Here is a 19,312-nt window from a genome sequence, read left to right on the forward strand (position 1 = left end):
CGGGCCGCCCCAAGCAAGCTCGCTCCCGCTTGGCGGGAAGGCGCGAAGCGCCAAGGGTGCACCAATGAACGCGCCGGCCCTCGGCTGGCACCCGCGCGGCAACGCCGCCGCGGCGATGCTGCCCTGGGCGATCGGCCTGGTGACGGCCATCGACTATGTCGACAACGCCCTGTTCGCCTTCTTTGCGAGCTACATCGCCGGCGGCGTGAACGCCTCGCCCGACGAGCTGGTCTGGGCATCGAGCGCCTATGCGCTGGGCGCCGTGCTCGGCATCCTGCACCAGCACGCGTGGGTCGAGCGGCTGGGCTACCGGCGCTATCTCGCGGTCTGCATGTTCGCCTTCGCCGCGGGCGGCGTGGGCGCGGCGCTCTGCGAAAGCCCGGCGCAGTTGACGTTCGCCCGCGCGGTGCAGGGCTACTTCGTCGGCCCGATGCTCGGCGCCTGCCGCATCCTGATCCAGATCGGCATCCCTCCGGCGCGGCGTGCCAAGGCACTGAAGGCCTTCATGGTGCTGATCGTGTTCGGCGGCGCACTGGCACCGATCGCCGGCGCCTTTCTCGTGACCCACTTCGACTGGCGCTGGCTGTTCGCGAGCACTGCGCCGGTGGCTGCATCGATCGGGCTGCTGGCGCTCTGGACCTTGCCCGACATCGGCGACGTCGCGCCGCACGAACGCACCGAGCCGCACCACGTCGCCTACCTCGTGTTCGCGCTCGCGCAGGCAGCGCTGCAGGTGGTGTTGACGCGCTCTCACTTCGAGCTGTTCACCGGTTCGCCGGCATTGATCGGTCTGGCGATCGCCGGCGTGGCGGGGCTCGCGTGGTTCGGCTACCAGCAGTGGCAGCACCCCGCGCCGCTGGTGCGACTCCACGCGCTGCGGAACTCGGCCTTCCGTGTCGGGCTGGCGCTCTACGTCGTCTACTACTACCTGTCGACCGGCTTCAGCTACCTGCTGCCGCGGCTGATGGAAGGCGGGCTCGGTTTCACCGTGGGCGACACCGGCTATTTCACGGGCGTGATGTCGCTGGCGACCGGCTTGCTGGTGTTCGCCTACCTGCGCTACTCGGGGCGCGTGACGCGCAAGAAGTGGCTCGTCGTCACGGGCTTCGGCATCGCGGCGCTGGCGGCGTGGTGGCTCTCGCGGGTCACGCCGCAGGCAGGGCGAGAGGCCCTGCTGGTGCCTTTGCTGCTGCGCGGCCTGCTGATGCTGTTCGTCGTGCTGCCGGTGGCGAATCTCACCTTCCGCCCCTTGGCCGCCGAGGAGTTCGCGCACGGCTACCGGCTCAAGAACCTGGTGCGGCAGCTCGCCATTTCGTTCGCGACGTCGAGCGTGATCGCGCTGCAGCAGCACCGGCAGGCGCTGCACGAGGTGCGGCTGAGCGAATCGGCCAACCCGGCCAACGCGGCCTTCATGCAGGCGCTGGATGCGTTGACCCGCGGCTTTGCCGCGGCGGGGCATGCGGCCGGCGAGGCGCATGCGATGGCAGTGGGCACGCTGTGGCGCACGCTCGAGCAGCAGGCCACCTTCATGGCCTCGCTCGACGGGTTCACGGCCATGGCTGTGATTGCGCTGGCGGCAGGCGTCTTCGCCGCGTGGCAGCGACAGATCGACTGAGCGGGCGCCGCCGGGCCGCGGCGTTCCTCAGACGATCGCGAAGTGCTCGGTGCCGGCCGCCAGGTCGGTGCTGCGCGCACGCTGGCTGTTGAGCTTGATCTGCAGCCGCAGATCGTTGGCCGAGTCCGCGTTGCGGATGGCGTCGTCGAAGGTGATCGAGTGGCTCTCGAACAGGTCGAACAGCGCCTGGTCGAAGGTCTGCATGCCGAGGTTGCGGCTCTTGCGCATGATTTCCTTGATCTCGCCCACTTCGCCCTTGAAGATCATGTCGGAAATCAGCGGCGTGTTCAGCAGCACTTCCACCGCGGCCACGCGGCCCTGGCCGTCCTCTGTCGGCACCAGGCGCTGCGAGATCAGCGAGCGCAGGTTCAGCGACAGGTCCATCAGCAGCTGTGCGCGGCGCTCTTCGGGGAAGAAGTTGATGATCCGGTCCAGCGCCTGGTTGGCGCTGTTGGCGTGCAGCGTGGCCATGCAGAGGTGGCCGGTTTCGGCGAAGGCCACGGCGTGCTCCATGGTYTCGCGGTCGCGGATTTCGCCCATCAGGATCACGTCGGGCGCCTGGCGCAGCGTGTTCTTGAGCGCGGCCTCCCAGCTGTCGGTGTCGATGCCCACTTCGCGCTGCGTTACCACGCAGTTCTTGTGCGGGTGCACGAATTCGACCGGGTCTTCCACCGTCACGATGTGGCCGTAGGAATTCTCGTTGCGCCAGTCGATCATCGCGGCCAGCGTGGTCGACTTGCCCGAGCCCGTGGCGCCCACCAGGATGGTGAGGCCGCGCTTGGTCATCGACACGTCCTTCAGCACCTGCGGCATGCCCAGTCCGTCGATGGTCGGCAGCTTGGCGGGAATGGTCCGCAGCACCATGCCGACCTTGCCCTGCTGCACGAAGGCGTTGACGCGGAAACGGCCGATGCCGGTCGGCGAGATCGCGAAGTTGCACTCCTTGGTGCGCTCGAAATCGGCCACCTGGCGGTCGTTCATGACCGAGCGGGTGAGCGCCAGCGTGTGCTGYGCGCCGAGCGCCTGCTGCGACACCTTGGTGACCTTGCCGTCGACCTTGATCGCGGGCGGAAAGTCCGCGGTGATGAACAGGTCGCTGCCGTTGCGGCTCACCATGAGCTTGAGCAGGTCGTTGATGAACTGGCTGGCTTGATCGCGTTCCATGAGAGCGCTCCTTGATCTGTTTAGTATGAACCTGCTGGCGGCCGACCGCCGGGCCGCCCCAAGGCGGCCGCGCCTCCCGCTTGGGGGGTGGCGCTGCACGAAGCGTGGCGAAGTGAAAAGCCGGGGGGCCTCATGATCAGCCAGGGAAATTTTCTGGAATCTTCGCCTTGCCGCGGGCTTCGGCAGCAGAGATGGTGTTGCGGCGTACCAGCTCCATCAGGTTCTGATCCAGCGTCTGCATGCCCGAACCCTGCCCGGTCTGGATCGAGGAATACATCTGCGCGACCTTGGCCTCGCGGATCAGGTTTCGGATGGCAGGCGTGCCCAGCATGATCTCGTGCGCCGCCACGCGGCTCTGGCCGTCCTTGGTCTTGCACAGTGTCTGCGAAATCACGGCCTGAAGCGACTCCGACAGCATCGCGCGGATCATTTCCTTTTCCTCGCCCGGGAACACGTCGATGATCCGGTCGATGGTCTTGGCGGCCGACGAGGTGTGCAGCGTGCCGAACACCAGGTGGCCCGTTTCCGCCGCGGTCATTGCGAGGCGAATGGTTTCGAGGTCGCGCAGCTCGCCCACCAGGATCGCGTCCGGGTCTTCGCGCAGTGCCGAGCGCAGCGCGTTGGAGAACGACAGCGTCATCGGGCCCACTTCGCGCTGGTTGATCAGGCACTTCTTCGACTCGTGCACGAACTCGATCGGGTCTTCCACCGTGAGGATGTGGCCGTACTCGTTTTCGTTGAGGTAGTTGACCATCGCGGCCAGCGTGGTCGACTTGCCCGAGCCCGTGGGGCCCGTCACCAGCACCAGCCCGCGCGGCTTGAGCGCCAGTTCGCCGAAAATCTTCGGCGCGTTCAACTGCTCCAGCGTGAGGATCTTCGAAGGAATGGTCCGGAACACGGCGGCCGCGCCGCGTGCCTGGTTGAAGGCGTTCACGCGGAAGCGCGCAAGGCCGTCGATCTCGAAAGAGAAGTCGACCTCCAGGAACTCTTCGTAGTGCTTGCGGTGCGTGTCGCTCATGATGTCGTACACCATGGCGTGCACGCCCTTGTGGTCGAGCGCATCCACATTGATGCGGCGCACGTCGCCATTGACGCGGATCATGGGCGGCAGCCCGGCCGACAGGTGTAGGTCGGAGGCTTTGTTCTTGACGCTGAACGCCAGCAATTGGGTAATGTCCACGGGATTCCTCGGCTCGAGTTCGGTGACGTTTTGATACGATTTTGGACGATTATGACGATGATTGGCGACGACCTCCAGCAAGTAAAGAACCGGATCGTGGACGCGTGTGTAACGGCGGGCCGCGACCCGGCCGGGGTTCGGCTGCTGGCGGTGTCCAAGACCTTCGGTCCGGAGGCCGTGCGAGAGGCGCATGCGGCGGGCCAGTCGGCCTTTGGCGAGAACTACGTCCAGGAGGGGCTGGACAAGATCGAGGCGCTGGCCGATCTGCGCTCCTCCCTCGAATGGCACTGCATCGGCCCCTTGCAGAGCAACAAGACGCGGCCCGTGGCCGAGCATTTCGACTGGGTCCACAGCATCGACCGGCTCAAGATCGCACAGCGCCTGTCGGCGCAGCGGCCGGCCCATCTGGCGCCACTCAATGTATGCCTTCAGGTTAACGTGGACGGCGGCTCGAACAAGTCCGGGGTGCCGCCGGAAGAGGCGTTGGAACTCGCCCGCGCTGTGGCGGCGTTGCCACAGCTGCGGCTGCGCGGGCTCATGGCGATCCCCGAACCGGCGCCGGATTTCGCGGCGCAGCGCGATCTGTGCCTGCGTGCGCATGCGGTTTTCATGGCAATCCGCGAGGCGGGCATCGCGCTCGACACGCTGTCGCTCGGCATGAGCGCCGACCTCGAAGCGGCGATCAGCGCCGGCAGCACGATGGTGAGGGTCGGAACGGCCATCTTCGGCGGGCGAACCGCGCAAGCGCGGTAGAGGGCGCACGAGAGGCACTTTTTGGCGTGCCGTCGAAGTTTCGAAGACGCATGCGCCGCTGCACCCGCAGTCTGCCTCCTAGACTGCAGCTCCACAAAAAAACAGGGAGCAGGTTTCATGAAGAAGCGAGCGCTTTCAGCGGCTGTCGTTGCCGTTGCGGTCTTGTCGTCCGGGTGCGTGGCGCCCACGCCCTACCAGGCCGTCGGCGAGGGCCGGGGCACCGGGTTCGGCTACACCAGCACCAAGGTGGAGGACGCGCTCTTTCGCGTTTCCTTCCGGGGCAACGGCCGCACCGACCGGCGCGCCATCGGCGCCTACGCGCTCTTTCGCAGCGCCGAGATCGCCAGGGACGCCAGCGCGCCCGCATTCCATGTTCTCGAAGGCACGGTCGACCGCACCGTGCTGGAAGGGGATGACAAATTCGCCAACCTCGACGGCAGCCCCTTCGATGCGGACGCCTTGAGCCTGGCGCGGCGCGTGAACGGCAGCGGGCCGGCCGACCACGTGATCGGTGCCCAGCCGTTGCCGGTCGTCCGCACGGCCGGCTTCGGGGCGATGCGCATGCCGACGCCTGCGCCGCGGCCCCTTCCGGCGCCGCGCACCTACGCGCCGACCTATGTCTACACGTCGTACGGGCCCGTCACCTTGCCGGAGACATCGCTGCTGGTCCGCCTGCTGCAGAGCGCTCCCGAGGAGGCGGATCCGCGGGTGTACCTGACGCAGGACGTGCTGGCCCGGCTGGGCCCGCGCATCGTGCGCAAGACGGAATAACGAAAGCGCATGCGAGCGGGCCGCGGTCGAGGGGGTGTCACACCCCGAGCGGCAACCGCGCGCTGCTCTTCACTTCTTCCATCACCGCATAGGTCCGGGTCTCGCGCACCCCGGGCAACTGCCACAGCACGGTGCCCGCGAATTCGCGGTACGCCGCCATATCGGCCATGCGGGTCTTGAGCAGGTAGTCGAAGCCGCCGGCGACCATGTGGCATTCCATGATCTCGTCGCGCACCTGCACGGCCGCCTTGAACTGATCGAACACGTTGGGTGTGGTGCGATCGAGCAGCACCTCGACGAACACGGTGAAGCCGCAGCCGAGCTTGTGCGGGTCGAGCCGCGCCTCGTAGCCCTGGATGAACCCGTCGCGCGTCAGGCGCTGCACGCGCGCAAGCACCGCGGTGGGCGAGAGCGCCACCGCCTCGGCCAGCTTGAGGTTGGTGATGCGCCCGTCCTCCTGAAGGATTTTCAGCAGGCGAAGGTCGATGCGGTCCAGGTCGAGCATTGGTGGATTATCCGGCTCGTGCGTCATTTCTTTGCAGAAAATGCGGCCTATAGGCCCAGACCATAGGAAATAGAACCAAGGAAATGCCCTGTGCCTACCCTGTGCTCATTATCTCTCGATCGGATGTGATTTTTTCACTTTTTTTGCTTCAGCGCGCCGCGGCGTGCGGTTGGGCTGCCGCCTGTTGGTCGACCAGCGCGCCATAGGCGGGGCTCGCACGCAGCCTGGTGTACTCGGACACGGCCTGGCGGTAGGCAGGCCGCGTCGTGTCGGCACCGGCTTCGCCGTTCTGCTGTGCAGCCAGGCCGGACTGGATCCACAGCCGCGCGTCGGCCGTCACGGCGGCGCGGGTGTTTGCGGACACGGCGACGGCCTGCTGCGAGATCCCGTCGGTGTAGCCCTGCGTGGGCGCGCTCTTCAGCCACTGCTGCGCGTCGGCCGCCACGGCGGCGCGCGTCGTGGACGAGGTGAGCGGCGCGGGCCGCGGATCGCCCTCGGCGTAGTTGCCGGCAAGGCTCGGCGCCGAGGCGACGGCCAGCAGTGCGGCGACGGCGGCGGTGCCCAGAAAGCGGGTGGCGGAAGATGACTTCATTCGCAGCTCCTTGATGGTTGGTTGGTGAGCACGACTCTATGAAGTGGATCCGTACGATCGATAACCACCTGATGACGGTTCCGTCATCTGCGCGATACCCGGCGCGCCGACAACGCCGCATAACGTCTCTTGCATAACCGTCAGCGCGGCGCGCATAAGCCATGGCGCGACGGGCGGGAGAGGTCTATCGTTGCGGCCACCTGTTCAAACCAAGGGATCTCTCATGAGTGAAAAGCTCTCCTTCGTCAATCCGACCGCCGACAGCCCCTGGGGCACGTACCTCTCGCAGGTCGACCGCGTGGTTCCCTACCTCGGCCCGCTGGCCCGCTGGGTCGAAACCCTGAAGCGTCCCAAGCGCGCACTGATCGTCGACGTGCCGATCGAGATGGACGACGGCACCATCGCCCACTTCGAGGGCTACCGCGTGCAGCACAACATGAGCCGCGGCCCGGGCAAGGGCGGCGTGCGCTTCCACCCCGACGTCACGCTCGAAGAGGTGATGGCGCTGTCGGCCTGGATGACCATCAAGACCGCGGCCGTCAACCTGCCGTACGGCGGCGCCAAGGGCGGCATCCGCGTCGACCCGAAGAAGCTGTCGCTGAAGGAACTGGAGAAGGTCACGCGCCGCTACACCAGCGAGATCGGCATCATCATCGGCCCGCACACCGACATCCCCGCGCCCGACGTCAACACCAACGCGCAGATCATGGCGTGGATGATGGACACCTACTCGATGAACGTCGGCGGCACCGCCACCGGCGTCGTCACCGGCAAGCCGCTGCACCTCGGCGGCTCGCTGGGCCGTGTCAAGGCCACGGGCCGCGGCGTGTTCGTCACCGGCCGTGAAGCGGCCCGCCGACTGGGCATGGACCTGCGCGGTGCGCGCATCGCGGTGCAGGGCTTCGGCAACGTGGGTTCGGTCGCGGCCGAACTCTTCGCCGAGGCGGGCGCCAAGATCGTCGCGGTCCAGGACCACACCGGCACCATCGTCAACCCCAACGGCCTCGATCTCGCGAAGCTGGTGCCGATCTCGCGCACCGACGGCGTGGTCGGCTTCTCGGCTGGCGGCGACATCGTGCCGAACGAAGACTTCTGGGGCGTGGCCTGCGACATCCTGATCCCGGCTGCACTCGAAGGCCAGATCACTGCCGAGCGCGCGCAGAAAACGACCGCCAAGCTGGTGCTCGAAGGCGCCAACGGTCCCACGGTGCCGACCGCCGACGACATCCTCGCCGAGCGCGGCGTGCTGGTCGTGCCCGACGTGATCTGCAACGCCGGCGGCGTGACGGTGAGCTACTTCGAATGGGTGCAGGACTTCTCGTCCTTCTTCTGGGACGAGGACGAGATCAACGTGCGCCTGGACCGCATCATGATGAACGCGCTCAACCATATCTGGGACACGGCCGACAAGCACAAGATCTCGCTGCGCACGGCGACGTATGCCGTGGCTTGCGAACGCATCCTGATGGCTCGTCAAGAGCGCGGCCTGTACCCGTGATTTTTTGACGGGAAGGGGCGGTACGCTCGGGGCATGACCACCATCCCCGTGCAGAAACTCCCTCCCATTCCTGCAGACGGCCTCGCCCGCCTGCAGGCCCTCATGGCCGGCGGGCAGCGCAGGCTGCTGGGGCTGGTCGGCGCACCTGGCGCGGGCAAGTCCACGCTCGCGCAGGCGCTGCTTCAGGCCGCTGGCGCCGACAGGGCGCAGGTCGTGCCGATGGATGGATTTCACCTCGCCAACGTCGAGCTGCAACGGCTCGGCCGCGCCGATCGCAAGGGCGCTCCCGACACCTTCGACAGCGCCGGCTATGTGGCGTTGCTGCAGCGGCTGCGCGCGCAGCGGCCCGGCGGCGACATCGTCTACGCCCCCGAATTCCGCCGCGAGATCGAGGAGCCGATCGCCGGCGCCATCGCGGTGCTGCCAGCGACGCAGCTCGTCATCACCGAAGGCAACTACCTCCTGCACGACGCCGGCCCCTGGGCGGGCGCCGCGGCGATGCTCGACGAGGTCTGGTACGTCGACATCGACGATGCGATACGCGAGCAGCGCCTGGTGCAGCGCCACCAGCAGTTCGGCCGCAGTGCCGAGGCTGCGCGCGACTGGGTGGCCGGCACCGATGCGCCCAATGCACGGCTGATTGCCGCGACCAGGGTGCGCGCCCACCACGTGCTGCGCTGGTCCTGAAAATCGTTCGGGGCGAGGGAACGACGGCGCATCGCGGCGCTCGAAGCCTTGCCGGCGGAGGCGCCGGTTAGCATTCGCCGCTTCATGCCGTCCCATCCCATTTTTCTTTCTTCTCTTCGCGCTCCGGTTCTCGTGCTGGGCCTGCTGTCCGCCCTCGTGCTCGCCGGTTGCGGCAGCGGTTCGCGCCGCGTGTCGTACGAGCCGGAGGACTTCGACTCCACCACCACCCACACGCGCAACTACGCCGCGACCGAGGCCCAGACCTGCGAAGCCGCGCGCCGCGCTTTGCTGAGCCAGGGCTACATGGTCACCGCGGCCAACGCCGACCTGGTGACCGGGCGCAAGAGCTTCCAGCCGGCGGCCGAAGTGCATGTCGAGGTCGAGTTCCGCGTGGTCTGCGCGCGCGAAGGCGGCAAGTCGGGCAAACGGAGCACGGTGGCTTTCGCGACCGCGCTGCAGGACCGCTACGGCATCAAGAAGGTCAACAACTCGGCCAGCGTGGGGGTGGGCGCCTTCGGGTCGCTGTCGCTGCCCTTTGCCGGCAGCGACGACGCGATGGTGAAGGTGGCGAGCGAGACGCTCACCGACGAGCGCTTCTACGACCGTTTCTTCACGCTGCTCGACCGCTTCCTCGACGGCGGCGGGGCCGATGCGCCGCCCGACATGCCGGCCGCCGCACCCCAGGCGCCGTCCGCGCCCGCCACGACCTTCCCGGTTGCGCCCTCGCCGAACCGCGGCTGATCGCCGTGCCTACTAGAATCTTCGAAACCAATCGTTTCGGAGAGGGACGGCCATGAATGACCCGTTGCAGGATGCGCGCTACGCACCGCCTCAGTCTCATGTAGAGGATGTGCGCCAGGCAAGCAACGGCTTGCTGGGCCAGCGCGCCACGCGGGGCAGGCGTTTTCTGGCGGCCATGATCGATACCGCCATCGCCTGCGGCGTGTTCGGGCTGCTTGCAGCATTCACGCCGTTCAATGTGTGGGCGAACCCGGACCCGAGCCTGTGGAAGCCACAGATCGGCAATGCTGTCATCGGTTTCGTTCTCTTCCTGATCCTGCAGGGCTACCTGCTTCTCACCCGCGGCCAGACCATCGGCAAGGTGCCGTTCAAATTGCGCATCGCGCGGCCCGACGGCTCTGCGGCATCCATCGGCCGTCTCCTCGGGTTGCGCTATGGCCTGCCGTGGTTGTTGAGCTCGGTCGGGGTCTTCGGAATGATCTATGCGCTCGCCGACTGCCTGCTCATCTTCCGCGAATCGCGCCGCTGCCTGCACGACCAGTTCGCGGACACCGTCGTGCTGCAGGACTGAGTCCCCCGGACTGCCGCGCCAGTGCGCCTCGATACGCTCTACACCGCCGAAACCCCCGAAGGCATCGCGCTTTCGCTGCGTCCGGCCGGCCTTGTTGCGCGCGGCCTCGCCTACCTGATCGACCTTGCGATCAGGCTCGGCATCTTCTTCGCGATCTCGATCGTTGCCGGCGTGATGGGAAAGATGGGCGTGGGGATCCTGCTGATCAGCTACTTCTGCCTCGAGTGGTTCTACCCCGTGATCTTCGAACTCACGCGTGCCGCGGCAACGCCCGGCAAGCGCGTGATGGGCCTGCGCGTCGTGATGGATTCGGGCCTGCCCGTGACGCCTGCCGCAGCGCTGACCCGCAACCTGCTGCGCGCGGCCGATTTCGTGCCGGCCTTCTATGGCGCCGGCATCGTGTCGATGCTGTGGCGGCGAGACAGCAAGCGGCTGGGGGACCTGGCCGCGGGCACGTTGGTGGTGTTCAGCGACCCGGTGAGCCTGCATGGCGAAGTGCCCGTGGCCGAGCCCCAGGCACCGGCGCGGCCCCTGTCGGCGCGCGAGCAACTGGCTGTCGTCTCCTGGGCCGGCCGTGCGACGCGGCTGACTCCCGAGCGCTTCGACGAACTCGCCCGTGTGGCGGAGCCGGTGCTCGAGCTCGACACCTCCGGCGCCAGCGTTTCGCAGCGCCTCCTTGGCGTGGCCCAGTGGGTGCTGGGCCGCCGCGCAGGCGCGGACGCTCGAGGAGGCGGGCGATGACGCCGCTGGATTTCGAGGCCGCCTACGCACCCCTCTGGACCGAACTCGAAGCCGTGATCGGGGTGGCGGAAACCAAGCGCGAGTTCGATGCCGCCCGGCTCGCGACGCTGTATCGCCGCGTGTGCGAGCACCTGGCGCTGGCGCAGGCGCGCGCCTACCCGATCCACCTGACGCAGCGGCTCGAAACCCTGACCCAGAGCGCGCACCGGCTCATCTACCGCCGGCATGACTATGGCCTGGCGCGGCTCGGCCGGCTGGCGCTGGTCGACTTTCCCGAGGCGGTGCGGGCGCACCGCGCCTACCTGCTGGTGGCCGCGCTGATGTTCTTCGTGCCCTTGCTCGCGGCGGGCTGGGCGGCGTACCGCGACCCCGGCTTCATCCTGCACCTGCTCGACGCCAAGGACGTGCAGCAGTTCGAAGCCATGTACGGCAACAGCGCCGAATCGCTGGGCAGCACGCGCAACGCCAGCGACGACTGGCAGATGTTCGGCTACTACGTGATGCACAACATCGGCATCGGCTTTCGCTGCTTTGCCGCCGGCATCTTTGCCGGCGTGGGCAGCGCCGTCGTGGTGGTGTTCAACGGCACCCAGATCGGTGCCGTCGGCGGCTATCTGATCGCCGCCGGGCACGCCGAGAACTTCCTCTCCTTTGTCGTCACCCATTCGGCTTTCGAACTCACGGCCATCGTGCTGGCCGGTGCAGCGGGTCTGCGGCTCGGTTATTCGTGGATCGCGCCCGGCCGACACACGCGGCGCGAGGCCCTGCGGCAGGCTGCGCACCATGCCGTGGTGATCGTCTACGGCGTCATCGGGCTGCTGCTGATGGCCGCTGCGGTCGAGGCCTTCTGGTCCTCCGCGCGATGGGTCGCCCCGGCGGTGAAATACGGCGCGGGCGGCGCCTGCTGGGTGCTGGTGCTGGCCTACCTGGGCTGGCAGGGTCGGCCGCGCGCGGCTGCCGCCGATGCAAAGGCCGGCGATGCAGGTTGAAGGCCTTGCGATCGCGCTGCGGCCGCGGCCCATGGCCGAGGCGGCGGACCTGGGCGCCGAACTGGTTCGCCACCACGCGCGCTCGGTCTGGTGCACCTTCCTGCCGGTCTACCTGGTGATGCTGGTGCTCGCACTCTGCACCGTCGAGATCGCCGGCTGGCTGCCGAGCCTGCTGATCTTCTGGCTCAAACCCTGGCTGGACCGCAGCCTGCTGTTCGTCCTGTCGCGCGCAGTGTTCGGGCAAGGCACGCGCTGGGCCGACCTCTGGCAGCATCGCCGCGCGGTCTGGGGTGGCCAGTTGCTGCGCACGCTGGTGTGGCGGCGCTTTTCGCCCTGGCGCTCGTTCACCCAGGCCATCGAGCAGCTCGAAGGCCAGCGTGGCGGTGCGCGCCGCAAGCGCCGCAACCAGCTGCTGCGCGCACGGCGCGGCGCGGCCATCGGCATGCAATTGGTCTTCGCCCATGTGGAGATAGCGCTCTATTTCGGCTTCCTGTCGCTGCTGGTCTGGTTTGCGCCGGAGGGCGACACGAAGGAGGTCATGGGCTGGCTCGTGAATGCCAGCGGCACGGGCGAAAGCCTGCTGGTGGCGGTGGCATACGCGATCGTCGTCGGGGTGCTGGAGCCGTTCTATGTGGCAGCCGGTTTTGCCATGTACCTCAATCGACGCGTCGAGCTCGAGGCCTGGGACATCGAGCAGGAGTTCCGGCGTGGGTTCCGCTAGTCCCCGGCAACGGCTGCTTGCCGGGGCGCTGGCTGCCCTGTGCGCATGCGGCGCATGGGCGCCCGCGGCTGCCGCACCGCAAGAAGCGTCGACACGCGAGCAGGTGAAGTCCGCCGTCGAACGCATGCGTGCCGATCCGAACCTGCCTGGCGTCAAGACCGAAAAGAAGCTCCGCTTCAAGGATCGCGACGACGAAGAAGACGAGTCGGAAGCCAAGAAGAAGACCGACAGCTTCGATTGGCTGCGGGACCTCATCAAGGCGATTGCCGAAGGCGCGCGCTGGCTCGTCTGGGGGCTGGGGGCATTGGCGCTGGCCTGGCTGGTGCTGCGGATACGCCGCTGGGCGCAGGTGCGCGCTGGCGGCGGCAGGCCCGGCAAGCAGGCATGGCCGAGCCACGTGGGCAGCCTGGACATCCGGCCCGAGACCCTGCCGGACGACATCGGCAACGCGGCCGCCGCGCTCTGGCAGAGCGGCCAGCACAGGCAGGCACTGTCGCTGCTGTACCGCGGCGCGCTGTCGCGCCTCGTGCACCTGCATGCCGTGCCGGTACGGGGCGCGAGCACCGAAGGCGAATGCGTGGCCCTGTCCGCGACCCGGCTGGCGCCGCCGTCGCAGGCCTTCTTCGTGCGGCTGGTCGCGGCCTGGCAGCTTGCGGCCTACGGGGGGCGACTGCCTGTCACGGCGCAGGTGTTGGCCATCTGCAGCGAGTTCGATCCGCATCTTTCCGTGGCCGCCCACGAGCCGGCCGGGGTGCCGGGCGAGGCCCCCGCATGAATGCCTGGGTGGTCCGCATCCTGTCGGTGCTCGCGCTGGTGCTGGCCGGCGCCTGGGTGATGTCCGCCACCGAATGGGCCGACGCCGAGGTGCCGACGCCCGCGAGCGGCGAGGCCAGGACCAACTCGCTGTACGCCGCGCAGTTGCTGGTGCGCGAACTCGGGGGCCATGCGGTCAAGCGCGAGAGCCTCGACGCCATGCCGCCCGCACAGGCGCGGCTGGTGCTCGCCTCCAGCCATTGGGATCTGTTTCCGGAGCGGGCGCAGCGCCTGCGCGAGTGGGTCGAGCAGGGCGGGCACCTGGTGATGCCCAGCTTCCTCATCGACGACGACATGCTGGAAAGCTGGGTGCCGCTGGTCGAGGAAGAAGAGAAAAAGCCGCTCGGAAAGAAGGACGTGCCACCGCCCGGGAAGAAACCGGCCGGGTCGCGGGCAGACCGCGACAGGCTCGAGAAGGACATGGATTGCCATTCGGTGACCGAGCCCGAGACCGTGCCGGCGAGCTTCGCCGGCGGCCGCAGCTTCCGGCTCTGCGCCGCATGGGCGACCTCGCAATACCGGGCGGCCGACGGGAAGCAGCCCCCCCTGTGGACGGTGCAAGGCCCGCACGGCACCGAGGCGATCCGCGTGCGCGTCGGACGCGGCACGGTCACCGTGATGCCCTGGGCCCTGCTGAGAAACGAGAACCTGATGCGCGCCGACAACGCACTGTTCGCCGTGGCCGCATTGCAGGCCAGTGCCGGCACCGAAGCCTGGTTCGTTGCGGAGGAGACGCGCGAGCCTTTGCTGCGTTGGCTCTGGCACAAGGGCTGGGCGGCCCTGCTTGTCGGCCTCCTGGCGCTTGCCGTGGCGCTCTGGCGCGCAGCGGTGCGCTTCGGGCCGCTGGCCCTCGCAACCGGCACCCACAGGCGCTCGATGGCAGAGCAGGTGCGCGGCACGGCAGCCTTTCTGCACATGCACGGTGCCGGCGCGTTGCACGTCGCGCAGTTGCGTGCGCTGGACGAATGCGCGGCACGCCAGCTGCGCCGCTATGCCCCGCTCGATGCCTCGGCACGCGCGGCTGCCATTGCCCGAGCCACCGGCCTGGATGCGGCGATGCTCGTGCGGGCGATGTCCACGCGCGCCCGTCATCCCGCAGCCATGGCGGTCGACCTGGAAGTGCTCGAGACCGCGCGCCGCCGGCTCGATGCCAACGGACCCTTCACACCCTGAACCGAGAGAGAGAGACGCTGATGCAAGCCATTTCATCCGAAGAACTGACGCGTGCGGCCCAGTGGCTGCAAACGCTGCGCGCCGAAGTCGGCCGTGCCGTGGTCGGCCAGTTCGAGGCCGTCGACCAGATACTGGTGGCGCTGGTGGCGTCCGGCCACGTGCTGATCGAAGGCGTGCCGGGGCTCGGCAAGACCCTGCTGGCACGCGCGCTGGCCCAGGCCATGACCTTGCGCTATGCGCGGGTGCAGTTCACGCCCGACCTGATGCCGTCGGATATCACGGGCCATTCGGTGCTCGATCCTTCCGTGCGCGGCGATGGCGGCATCGGTGTGCTGCGCGTGCACCAGGGGCCGGTGTTCACCAACCTGCTGCTGGCCGACGAAATCAACCGCGCACCGGCCAAGACCCAGAGCGCGCTGCTCGAGGTGATGCAGGAGTACCAGGTCACGCTCGAAGGCAAGGCGATGCCGCTGCCCAAGCCCTTCATGGTGATGGCCACGCAGAACCCGATCGACACCGAGGGCACCTATCCGCTGCCCGAGGCGCAGCTGGATCGCTTCCTGCTGAAGATCGACATCGGGTTTCCGAGCCACAGCGACGAAAACGCCATCGTGCAGCTGACCACCCTGCAGCGCGCGGGCAACCAGTTTCCGCTGGAGGCCGTGTGCCCTTGCCTCGACGAGGTGCAGGTGGTCGAGCTGCAGCGGCTGGCCTGCCTGGTGCAGGCCGACGAGCGGGTGATCGACTATGCGGTGCGCATCGCGCGGGCCACGCGCGATTGGCCGGGCCTGTCGTCGGGCGCGGGGCCGCGCGGCGCCATGGCGCTGGTGCGTGCGGCCCGCGCCGCCGCACTGATGGGCGGGCGCGACTTCATCACGCCCGACGACGTGGCGCGCCAGGCGCTGCCCGCGCTGCGGCACCGGGTGATGATTTCGCCCGATGCGCAACTCGAAGGACTGGGTGTCGACAGCCTCTTGCGCGCCGCGCGCGACAGCGTGGAAGCACCGCGCTTATGACCTCCCCCAGGCTGCGCGCACTTCGTGTCGCTTCGCCTTCCCCCTCACCGGGGGCAACACCGGCGGCCCGGCGGAGCCGGTTCCGCGGCGTTCCTGGAAGGGGGCGGGGGCGGTGATGCGCGTTGTCTTGATTCCTGCGCGGTCGCTTGTGCTCGCGCTGGCGGGGGCGACCGTGGTTGCCGCTGGCGCCTTGCTGTTGGGCGCGCCGGTGAATCGGGTTGCGGTCGTCGTGGGGGCGCTTCTGGCGCTCGGCCTCGCCGGCGTGGGTCTCGACCTCTGGCGCAGCTGGCGGCTGTGGCGGGCTGCGCCGCTGCGCGTCGAGCGCACGCTGCCGGGTGCTTTCTCGCTCGGCGTGCCGACGGTGCTGACGCTGTCGCTGGTCAACGAGGGTGCGCAGGGCTGGCAGGTGTCGGTGTTCGACGAGCTCGATGCGCATTTCGCTTTCGAAGGGTTGCCGCAGACGGTCACCGTGCCGCCGGCGGCGCGGGTCGAGTTGCGCTACACGGCGACGGCGACGCAGCGCGGGGTGGCGCAGTTCGGGGCGACGCAGCTGCGCTGGCGCACGCGCGCGGGCTGTTTCGAGGTGCGGCAGGCGCTGGGCGAACCGCGGCGTGTGCGGGTGTATCCGAACTTCGCGGCGCTCGCGCGTTACGCCTGGCTGTCGGGCGACCGGCGGCTGGCGCAGATCGGCATCAAGACGTACGCGCAGCGCGGGCTCGGCACCGACTTCCGGCAGCTCGCCGACTACAAGACCGGCGACTCGCTGCGCCACATCGATTGGAAGGCCACGCTGCGCCATCGCCGCCCGATCGTGCGCGAGTACCAGGACGACCGCGACCAGTGCGTCTTCTTCCTGCTCGACTGCGGCCGCCGCATGCGCGCCGACGAGAGCGGCACAACGCAACAGGCCGGCAGCCATTTCGACGAGGCCCTCAACGCGCTGATGCTGTTGAGCTACGTGGCGCTGAAGGAGGGCGACGAGGTCGGCGCCATGACCTTCGGCAGCCCGGCGGAAGAGCGGCGCGACTTCGCCCCGCGCAAGGGTACGGCCACCCTCAATGCGCTGATGAATCGGCTGCACGACATCCAGCCCGGCACCACCCATTCGGACTACCTGCTGGCCGCCCGGGAGCTGCTGCGCGTGCAACGGCGGCGCGCGCTGGTCATCGTGCTGACCAACTTCCGCGACGAGGATGCGGCCGAACTGCGCCCCGCGATCAAGCTCTTGCGCCGCAACCACCTCGTGCTGGTCGCGAGCCTGCGCGAGCGGGTGCTGGGGCGCATTGCCAGCCAGCCGATGGCGCAGGCGCGCGATGCGGTCGACGTGGCCGCCGCCCACCTGTTCGAGCAGTCGCGCCGCGATGCCTTTGCCCGCGTGGTCGGCAACGACCCGCTGTCGGTCGACGTCGAGCCGGCCGACCTCGCCGTGGCGCTGGTGAACCGCTACCACGCCGTCAAGAGAGCCGGGCTCTTGTAGGCCCCCTTGTCCCCAATGTTCGTTCAACCACAGAGGAGAAGTGCATGACAGAGACGATGAACCCCTATGCCGCGCCGAGGGCTGCGGTGGCCGATGTGCATGGCGACGAAGGCCGCGTGCAGCCCGTGAAGCTGTTTTCCTCCAAGGGACGGATCGGGCGGCTGCGCTATCTGTCCTACAGCCTGGTGAGCTACATCCTGTTCTCGATCGTGGTCGGCGTGATCGTTGCGGTTTTCGCGCGCTCATTGAATTCGACCATCGTGACGCTGTTGCCGCTGATGATCGCCATTCCCTATTTCGTGTTCTTCACGCTGCTCTCGGTCCAGCGCAGCCACGACATGGGATGGACGGGCTGGACCGTGCTGCTGTGCCTCATTCCGCTCGTGAGCCTGGTCTGGGTGTTCAACCCCGGTACGCAGGGCGTCAATCGCTTCGGCGCACCGCCGCCGCCGAACAACACGGGTGTCGTGATCGGTGCGTTGCTGCTGCCGATCATTGCGGCCATCGGCATCCTCGCGGCCATTGCGCTGCCTGCCTATCAGCAGTACGTGACCAAGGCCAAGGCGGCGCAGGCCGCAAAGCCCTGACGTGACGCACCGGCGTCGGCCGGCCGTCAAAGGGAGCTGGCCTTCTCCGGAGGTCCTTGCCCACAATGCGCATTCCGCAACAGAGGAGAGATGCACATGCCGGAAATGACGAATCCCTATGCCGCGCCCAGGGCTGCGGTGGCAGACGTATACCAGGGCGACGCAGACGTGCAGCCCGTGAAGCTGTGGTCCGCCAAGGGGCGGATCGGGCGGGCGCGCTTCCTGGCGTACACGCTCTATTCCTATGTGCTGTTCATCATCGCGGCCTTCGTGCTGGGCCTGCTCATCGGCGTCGCGGGCCTGGGCAGCTCCGAGGGCGCGATCATCGGGCTGACCGTCGTGCTGGCCATTCCGTACCTCGTCTTCTATGTGCTGACCGGCATCCAGCGTTCGCACGACATGGACTGGTCGGGCTGGATGCTGTTCCTGGCGCTGATCCCGCTCGTCGCGCTGATCTGGGTCTTCAAGTCGGGCACCGAGGGCAGCAACCGCTTCGGCGCACCGCCGCCGCCCAACGGCATCGGCGTGCTGATCGGCGCGTGGTTGCTTCCCGCCCTCATGGTGATCGGCATCGTCGCGGCCGTGGCGCTGCCGTCCTACCAGGGCTACACGATGCGGGCCAAGCAGTGAAACTCCCCCAGGCTTCGCGCACTTCGTGTCGCTTCTCCTTCCCCCTCGCCGGGGGGGCGACACCGGCGGCCCGGCGAAGCCGGTTCCGCGGTGTCCCGCGAACGGGCCGTGGCGGTTTCATGGGCTGCGGGTGGCGCTATGGAAAACTGAGTTGCCGGCCCTGATCGGCGGCGCTACCGCACCAGCGTGGATTTGCCGAACAGGCTCTCGATCAGCTCCACCGCCACCTCGGCGGTCTGGTTGCGCACGTCGAGCGCGGGGTTGAGCTCCACCACGTCGAGCGAGCCGAGCCGGCCGGTGTCGGCGATCATTTCCATGCAGAGCTGCATCTCGCGGTAGGTCGGTCCGCCGCGCACGCCGGTGCCCACGCCGGGCGCATCGGCCGGGTCGAGGCAGTCGAGGTCGAAGCTCACGTGCAGGTGGGTGTCTTCGTCCACGTCCTGCAGCGCCTCGGTCATGGTGGTGCGCATGCCGTGCTCGTCGATGTGGCGCATGTCGAACACGTTCAGGCCCAGCGTGCGGATGGCTTCCTTCTCGTCGGCATCGACGCTGCGGATGCCGATGAAGCGGATGGCCTCGTGCGCCAGTGCCGCGGGCTCGCCGCTCCAGCCGGTCAGTTCCGCGGGGCCATGGCCCAGCAGGCATGAGACCGGCATGCCGTGCAGGTTGCCGCTGGGGCTGGTGGTTTCGGTGTTGACGTCGGAGTGTGCGTCGAGCCACAGCACGCGCAGCTTCCTGCCGCGCTTGCGCGCATGCCAGGCCACGGCGCTGACCGAACCGATGGCCAGGCAATGGTCGCCGCCCATCATCAGCGGCACATGGTTGGCGCCCAGCGCGGTGTCGACGGCGGCGTAGACCGAGCGGTTCCAGGCGATCACCTCGTCGAGGTGGCGCAGGCCGTTCGCCGGCGGCGCCCAGGGCGTGGCCGGGCCGGCGAGGTTGCCGCGGTCGATGACCGTGAAGCCCTGCCGCGCGAGCGCTTCGGGGAGCCCGGCCACGCGCAGCGCGTCGGGGCCCATGCCGGCGCCCCGGACGCTGGCGCCGATGTCGGTCGGCGCACCGATCAGTTCGAGGGTGGTGTTCATGGT

21 protein-coding genes are annotated in these 19,312 nt (G+C 68.3%); 16 read left to right on the top strand and 5 right to left on the bottom strand.

Annotation, left to right across the window (positions count from 1 at the left end; genetic code table 11):
• Positions 1-64: 64 nt before the first annotated feature.
• Positions 65-1,615 carry an MFS transporter gene (locus tag AC1DXX_RS08970; RefSeq protein ID WP_478133823.1) on the top strand — a complete coding sequence of 517 codons (1,551 nt, stop codon included), beginning with the start codon at positions 65-67 and terminating at the stop codon, positions 1,613-1,615.
• Between the two features lie 27 nt (positions 1,616-1,642).
• Here the strand turns inward: AC1DXX_RS08970 and AC1DXX_RS08975 are convergent, their stop codons facing one another.
• Complete coding sequence (locus AC1DXX_RS08975) at positions 1,643-2,779, bottom strand: PilT/PilU family type 4a pilus ATPase (RefSeq protein ID WP_478133824.1); 1,137 nt, start codon at positions 2,777-2,779, stop codon at positions 1,643-1,645.
• A 136-nt stretch (positions 2,780-2,915) separates the two neighbouring features.
• Positions 2,916-3,959: a type IV pilus twitching motility protein PilT gene (locus AC1DXX_RS08980; protein WP_478133825.1), complete on the bottom strand. Its 1,044-nt coding sequence runs from the start codon at positions 3,957-3,959 to the stop codon at positions 2,916-2,918.
• A 51-nt stretch (positions 3,960-4,010) separates the two neighbouring features.
• Here AC1DXX_RS08980 and AC1DXX_RS08985 point away from each other — a divergent pair, with 51 nt between their 5' ends.
• Positions 4,011-4,712, top strand: a complete 702-nt coding sequence (locus tag AC1DXX_RS08985; protein WP_478133826.1) for a YggS family pyridoxal phosphate-dependent enzyme — start codon at positions 4,011-4,013, stop codon at positions 4,710-4,712.
• Positions 4,713-4,829: 117 nt separating this feature from the next.
• Positions 4,830-5,483 carry a CC0125/CC1285 family lipoprotein gene (locus AC1DXX_RS08990; protein WP_478133827.1) on the top strand — a complete coding sequence of 218 codons (654 nt, stop codon included), beginning with the start codon at positions 4,830-4,832 and terminating at the stop codon, positions 5,481-5,483.
• Positions 5,484-5,520: 37 nt separating this feature from the next.
• Here the strand turns inward: AC1DXX_RS08990 and AC1DXX_RS08995 are convergent, their stop codons facing one another.
• A complete protein-coding gene (locus AC1DXX_RS08995) occupies positions 5,521-5,988 on the bottom strand; it encodes an Lrp/AsnC ligand binding domain-containing protein (RefSeq protein ID WP_478133828.1) in 468 nt (155 codons plus the stop codon).
• 148 nt (positions 5,989-6,136) lie between these two features.
• Complete coding sequence (locus tag AC1DXX_RS09000; protein WP_478133829.1) at positions 6,137-6,580, bottom strand: hypothetical protein; 444 nt, start codon at positions 6,578-6,580, stop codon at positions 6,137-6,139.
• Between the two features lie 223 nt (positions 6,581-6,803).
• Between AC1DXX_RS09000 and AC1DXX_RS09005 the strand changes: the two genes are divergently transcribed.
• The 13 genes from AC1DXX_RS09005 to AC1DXX_RS09065 all read left to right on the top strand — a co-directional run bounded on the left by AC1DXX_RS09005 (position 6,804) and on the right by AC1DXX_RS09065 (position 18,224).
• Positions 6,804-8,078 carry a Glu/Leu/Phe/Val family dehydrogenase gene (locus AC1DXX_RS09005; protein WP_478133830.1) on the top strand — a complete coding sequence of 425 codons (1,275 nt, stop codon included), beginning with the start codon at positions 6,804-6,806 and terminating at the stop codon, positions 8,076-8,078.
• A gap of 33 nt (positions 8,079-8,111) precedes the next feature.
• A complete protein-coding gene (locus tag AC1DXX_RS09010) occupies positions 8,112-8,765 on the top strand; it encodes a nucleoside/nucleotide kinase family protein (protein WP_478133831.1) in 654 nt (217 codons plus the stop codon).
• Between the two features lie 84 nt (positions 8,766-8,849).
• Complete coding sequence (locus AC1DXX_RS09015; RefSeq protein WP_478133832.1) at positions 8,850-9,506, top strand: DUF2242 domain-containing protein; 657 nt, start codon at positions 8,850-8,852, stop codon at positions 9,504-9,506.
• A gap of 52 nt (positions 9,507-9,558) precedes the next feature.
• On the top strand, positions 9,559-10,077 hold the full coding sequence (locus AC1DXX_RS09020) for an RDD family protein (RefSeq protein ID WP_478133833.1): 519 nt from the start codon (positions 9,559-9,561) through the stop codon (positions 10,075-10,077).
• A gap of 21 nt (positions 10,078-10,098) precedes the next feature.
• Positions 10,099-10,818, top strand: coding sequence for an RDD family protein (locus AC1DXX_RS09025; RefSeq protein WP_478133834.1), 720 nt, complete (start codon positions 10,099-10,101; stop codon positions 10,816-10,818).
• Positions 10,819-11,147: 329 nt separating this feature from the next.
• Positions 11,148-11,807: a stage II sporulation protein M gene (locus tag AC1DXX_RS09030; protein ID WP_478133882.1), complete on the top strand. Its 660-nt coding sequence runs from the start codon at positions 11,148-11,150 to the stop codon at positions 11,805-11,807.
• Positions 11,797-12,528, top strand: a complete 732-nt coding sequence (locus AC1DXX_RS09035; protein WP_478133835.1) for a hypothetical protein — start codon at positions 11,797-11,799, stop codon at positions 12,526-12,528. Before AC1DXX_RS09030 ends, AC1DXX_RS09035 begins: the two co-directional genes overlap by 11 nt.
• Positions 12,515-13,303 carry a DUF4129 domain-containing protein gene (locus AC1DXX_RS09040; RefSeq protein WP_478133836.1) on the top strand — a complete coding sequence of 263 codons (789 nt, stop codon included), beginning with the start codon at positions 12,515-12,517 and terminating at the stop codon, positions 13,301-13,303. The genes AC1DXX_RS09035 and AC1DXX_RS09040 overlap by 14 nt, the downstream gene beginning before the upstream one ends.
• The gene (locus tag AC1DXX_RS09045) at positions 13,300-14,514 is read left to right on the top strand and encodes a DUF4350 domain-containing protein (protein WP_478133837.1); all 1,215 of its coding nucleotides are present in this window, start codon (positions 13,300-13,302) and stop codon (positions 14,512-14,514) included. Before AC1DXX_RS09040 ends, AC1DXX_RS09045 begins: the two co-directional genes overlap by 4 nt.
• A gap of 20 nt (positions 14,515-14,534) precedes the next feature.
• Positions 14,535-15,530, top strand: a complete 996-nt coding sequence (locus AC1DXX_RS09050; RefSeq protein ID WP_478133838.1) for an AAA family ATPase — start codon at positions 14,535-14,537, stop codon at positions 15,528-15,530.
• 115 nt (positions 15,531-15,645) lie between these two features.
• On the top strand, positions 15,646-17,007 hold the full coding sequence (locus AC1DXX_RS09055) for a DUF58 domain-containing protein (protein WP_478133839.1): 1,362 nt from the start codon (positions 15,646-15,648) through the stop codon (positions 17,005-17,007).
• A gap of 44 nt (positions 17,008-17,051) precedes the next feature.
• Complete coding sequence (locus tag AC1DXX_RS09060) at positions 17,052-17,594, top strand: DUF805 domain-containing protein (protein WP_478133840.1); 543 nt, start codon at positions 17,052-17,054, stop codon at positions 17,592-17,594.
• 96 nt (positions 17,595-17,690) lie between these two features.
• Positions 17,691-18,224 carry a DUF805 domain-containing protein gene (locus tag AC1DXX_RS09065; RefSeq protein ID WP_478133841.1) on the top strand — a complete coding sequence of 178 codons (534 nt, stop codon included), beginning with the start codon at positions 17,691-17,693 and terminating at the stop codon, positions 18,222-18,224.
• A 173-nt stretch (positions 18,225-18,397) separates the two neighbouring features.
• On the opposite strand, the gene rocF is transcribed toward AC1DXX_RS09065, so the two are convergent.
• Positions 18,398-19,309 carry an arginase gene (rocF, locus tag AC1DXX_RS09070; RefSeq protein WP_478133842.1) on the bottom strand — a complete coding sequence of 304 codons (912 nt, stop codon included), beginning with the start codon at positions 19,307-19,309 and terminating at the stop codon, positions 18,398-18,400.
• Between the last annotated feature and the right edge of the window lie 3 nt (positions 19,310-19,312).

The sequence above is a fragment of the Variovorax sp. P4_B10 genome (genome assembly GCF_056402375.1).